Source organism: Halomonas sp., assembly GCF_031581305.1.
GTDB lineage: Bacteria > Pseudomonadota > Gammaproteobacteria > Pseudomonadales > Halomonadaceae > Halomonas.
This window is the reverse complement of record NZ_JAVLBC010000238.1, coordinates 1-4,343: the sequence shown is the minus strand read 5'-3', so window position 1 is coordinate 4,343 and position 4,343 is coordinate 1. Positions and strand designations below refer to the sequence as shown.

Annotated in this window: 4 protein-coding genes; 3 read left to right on the top strand and 1 reads right to left on the bottom strand. The window is 64.6% G+C overall.

Annotated features, from left to right (window positions below):
- A partial coding sequence (sohB, locus tag RI841_RS14865; RefSeq protein ID WP_310706412.1) for a protease SohB occupies positions 1–760 on the top strand: 760 nt, incomplete at its 5' end.
- An 11-nt stretch (positions 761–771) separates the two neighbouring features.
- On the opposite strand, the gene RI841_RS14860 is transcribed toward sohB, so the two are convergent.
- Positions 772–1,101, bottom strand: a complete 330-nt coding sequence (locus RI841_RS14860) for a metalloregulator ArsR/SmtB family transcription factor (RefSeq protein ID WP_310706411.1) — start codon at positions 1,099–1,101, stop codon at positions 772–774.
- A 333-nt stretch (positions 1,102–1,434) separates the two neighbouring features.
- On the opposite strand from RI841_RS14860, the gene RI841_RS14855 reads away from it, so the two are divergent.
- Positions 1,435–3,345, top strand: a complete 1,911-nt coding sequence (locus RI841_RS14855) for a propionyl-CoA synthetase (protein ID WP_310706410.1) — start codon at positions 1,435–1,437, stop codon at positions 3,343–3,345.
- Between the two features lie 267 nt (positions 3,346–3,612).
- Positions 3,613–4,290, top strand: a complete 678-nt coding sequence (locus tag RI841_RS14850; protein WP_310706409.1) for a 7-cyano-7-deazaguanine/7-aminomethyl-7-deazaguanine transporter — start codon at positions 3,613–3,615, stop codon at positions 4,288–4,290.
- Positions 4,291–4,343 lie beyond the last annotated feature (53 nt).

Genomic DNA, 4,343 nt, shown 5'->3' with positions numbered 1-4,343 from the left:
TCCAACGGTCTGGGTGCTCGATTTCCATGGTGACATCAAGGCCAGCGGCACCGGGCAGCTGGCCGAGGAGGTCTCGGCGGTGCTCGCGGTGGCTGGCCAGGGCGACGAGGTGGTCATTCGCCTGGAATCGGCCGGGGGGCTCGTGCATGGCTATGGCCTGGCGGCTGCCGAGCTGGATCGCCTGCGCGAGGCGGGCCTGACCACAACGGTATGTGTCGACAAGGTGGCCGCCAGCGGCGGTTACCTGATGGCCTGCGCGGCCGACCAGCTGCGTGCCGCCCCCTTCGCGGTGCTTGGTTCCATCGGTGTGGTCGCCCAGCTGCCCAACCTGCATCGCCTGCTCAAGCGCCATGACATCGACGTGGAGCTGCTCACCGCCGGGCGCTACAAGCGAACGCTCACGGTCTTCGGCGAGAATACCGAGGAGGGGCGCGAGAAGTTCCTCGAAGACCTCGAGACCACCCACCGGCTCTTCAAGCGTCATGTGGCCGAGCGGCGGCCAGGGCTCGATATCGAGGCGGTGGCCACCGGCGAGATCTGGTACGGCAGTGATGCCCTGGTGCGGGGCCTGGTGGATGCCCTGGGGACCAGCGAGACTTACCTGGTCGAGCGCATGCAGCACGCGCGGGTCATCAGCCTGAAACTGGAGCAGAAACACAAGCTCGGTGACCGTTTGGGCATGGCAGTCTCGCGGGGCGTGGAGCAGAGCATCGAGCGGGGACTGGAGATGCTCGATGCCGGGCGCTGGCAGAAGCGTTGATGAAGCCCTCGCTATGCTCGTCTCTCCAGCTCCAGACTCCCGAGGGCCTCGATGAGGGTTCTCGCACGCTCGCCATGCAGGGAGTAGTAGATGGTCTGGGATTCCCGGCGGGTGTTGACCAGGTTCTCGCGACGCAGGATCGCCAGGTGCTGCGAGAGTGCCGATTGGCTGAGGGAAAGCCGCTGGTTGAGCTCGGTCACCGATAGCTCTGTGCCGTCGAGCAGGCAGAGTATCCGCAGCCGGTTGTCGTTGGCCATCGCCTTGAGCAGGGCGCTGGCCTCGTCGATGACCACTGTGCCGCCTTCGAGGAGGCGTGCTGCAGCACCGCTGGTATTGCCCATGATCGTTCCCCTGCCGGGCAGGTCCGGTATCCCGGTCACCGGTTGCCTGCGCTGTTGAGTGCATTCCCATGAGCCCGCCTTGTGCGGGTGGCGTCGGTTGCTCGTCCACATTCTGATACAGATTATCCTCAATAATAGTCCAGCCTGACGTCTGTCGCAGGATCAACGCTGGACCAATGCCGAGTTCGGGGCGATCAGCGCCTTGTTGTCGACAATAGAGACCAGGATACCTTGCACTTTTGTCGAACGTTAGCCGATGGTATGAGGATATGGCGGCGGACATGTTCTAGAGTGTCAACAATCAACGCCCCATCGATTGCTGACAGGATGCAGATGAGCATGTACCAAGACGAGTATCGCCACTCCATTGATCACCCCGAGGCCTTCTGGGCCGAGCAGGCCAGGCGCATTCCCTGGTTCATCCCTCCCACGATCATTCTCGAGTACGACGAGACGGGCCATGCTCACTGGTTTGTCGATGGCGAGCTCAACATCTGCCATGCCGCCCTTGACCATCATGTCGAACAGGGGCGTGGCGATCAGCCGGCCATCTTCTGGGACTCCCCGGTTACCGACACCAAGCGGACCCTCACTTTCGCCGAGATGCGTGACCAGGTCGCGTGCTTCGCCGGTGCCCTGAAGGCGCTGGGCGTGGCGAAGGGGGATCGGGTCGTGATCTACATGCCCATGGTGCCCGAGGCGCTGGTCGCCATGTACGCCTGCGCGCGCCTTGGCGCCGTGCACTCGGTGGTGTTCGGCGGCTTTGCCCCTCACGAGCTGGCCGTGCGCATCGAGGATGCCGAACCGAAGGTGGTTATTGCTGCCTCCTGTGGCGTCGAGGTCGACCGGGTGATGCCGTACAAGCCGATTATCGACGCGGCTATCGAGCAGAGCACCTACAAGCCTGAGGCCTGCGTGGTGCTCCAGCGCGACCAGCAACACGCCGAACTGGGGGGGATTGACCACGACTGGGCAGCCCTGGTCGAGAGGGCCGAGCCGGCTGACTGCGTTCCGGTCAAGGGCAGCGATCCGCTGTATATCCTCTATACCTCCGGGACCACCGGTAAGCCCAAGGGCGTGGTGCGGGATACCGGTGGTTACGCCGTGGCACTGGCCTATTCCATGGACGCCATCTACGACGTCGCCCCCGGTGACGTCTTCTTCTCCGCTTCCGATGTGGGCTGGGTGGTCGGCCACTCCTACATCGTCTATGCGCCCCTGCTGCGCGGCTGTACCACCCTGGTCTACGAGGGCAAGCCGGTGAAGACCCCTGATGCCGGTGCCTTCTGGCGGCTGATCAGCGAGTACCGTGTCAAGAGCTTCTTCACCGCACCCACGGCCTTCCGCGCCATGAAGAAGGAAGACCCGGACGCCAAGTTGATGGACCAGTACGACACCTCCTGTCTCAAGGCGCTGTTCCTGGCCGGTGAGCGCCTCGATCCGCCCACCTTCCACTGGCTGGACGACCTGATGGATGTGCCGGTGATCGACCACTGGTGGCAGACCGAGACCGGCTGGCCGATTGCCGCCAACCTCCAGGGCCTCGAGCCGATGCCTACCAAGGCGGGGAGTGCGACGGTGCCAGTGCCCGGCTTCAACGTCCAGGTCCTGGATCGCGAGGGGGAGCCGGTCGGCGTGATGGAGCAGGGCAGCGTGGTGATCAAGCAGCCGATGCCTCCGGGCTGTCTGACCGGTATCTGGGGTGACCCGAAGCGCTTCCACAGTGCCTACATGGCGGCCTTCCCCGGCTACTACCTGACCGGTGATGGCGGCTACTTCGACGAGGATGGCTACCTGTTCATCATGGGGCGCACCGACGATGTCATCAACATTGCCGGCCATCGTCTCTCCACCGGCGAGATGGAGGAGGTCGTCGGTGCCCACCCTGCGGTGGCCGAATGCGCGGTCATCGGCATCCACGATGCCCTCAAGGGGCAGTTGCCGGTGGGGCTGGTGATTCCCAAGGATGGGTTCGATGGACGCGAAGTAGAGCTCGAGGAGGAACTGATCGCCCTGGTGCGCGAGAGGATCGGCCCGATCGCCTGCTTCAAGCAAGTGCTGGTGGTCGACCGCCTGCCCAAGACCCGTTCCGGCAAGATCCTGCGCAAGCTGCTGCGCAACATCGCCGACGGCCAGGAGTTCGGCATACCTTCCACCATCGACGACCCGGCGAGCCTGCAGGACGTGCATGAGGCCATGAAGGAGCGCTCGGTGGGTACCGCCCACGATGCTCGTCCGCTTTGACGACAGCCGCAACCGCACCTGACCTGACGATGCCGCCGTTACCTCGCAAGGGCGGCGGCGTTTTCAGGGCAGCAGGGCTATCGTAGACAGCAGCATTTTCGGCCTGTCCCCGGCACCCTCCCTACGACCAACGGCGATAGCCTTGTCCGGGCAGGGCGGGCCATGGCCAGACGTCGGGTCGGGCCGTATAATGCCCCGCTTGTCCGCACCCGGGCGATTCCCGTGCCATGAGGGTTCCCTCACCCCTTCCCAAAAAAGGATGCCGTGATGTTCGTGCTTTCCGATGCCCAGTACCGGCGTTGCCTGGCGCTGCTGGTCGCCTTCCATATCCTGGTCATCGCCGCCAGCAATTACCTGGTCCAGCTGCCCTTCACCCTGTTCGGGTTCCATACCACCTGGGGCGCCTTCAGCTTCCCCTTCATCTTTCTGGCCACCGACCTCACCGTGCGCCTGTTCGGCAAGGAGCCGGCCCGAGCCATCGTGCTGCGCGTCATGCTGCCGGCACTGGTGATCTCCTATGTCGTCTCGGTCGTCTTCCCGCGGGGTGGCTTTGCCGGCCTCGCGGGGCTGGGGGAGTGGAACCTCTTCGTTGCGCGGATCGCGCTGGCAAGCTTCACGGCCTACGTGCTGGGCCAACTGCTGGACGTGCAGGTCTTCGATCGCCTGCGTCCCCTGAAGGCCTGGTGGGTGGCGCCGGCGGCCTCCACGGTGGTCGGCAACCTGGCCGACACCTTCGCCTTCTTCTCCATCGCCTTCCATGAGAGCCCCGACCCCTTCATGGCCGCCAACTGGGCGGAGATCGCCTGGGTCGACTACGTGATCAAGCTCGGCATCAGCCTGGCGTTCTTCCTGCCCCTCTACGGTGTGCTGCTGGCCTGGCTCAGCCGTCGCCTGGTGGCAGTGACGGGCAGCGCCGACCTGGTGCCGGGAGTGGCCCGAACCTGACACTACCCCCCCCCCCCCCCCAGCCGAGGAGACTGAGATGCCCATCGAACTCC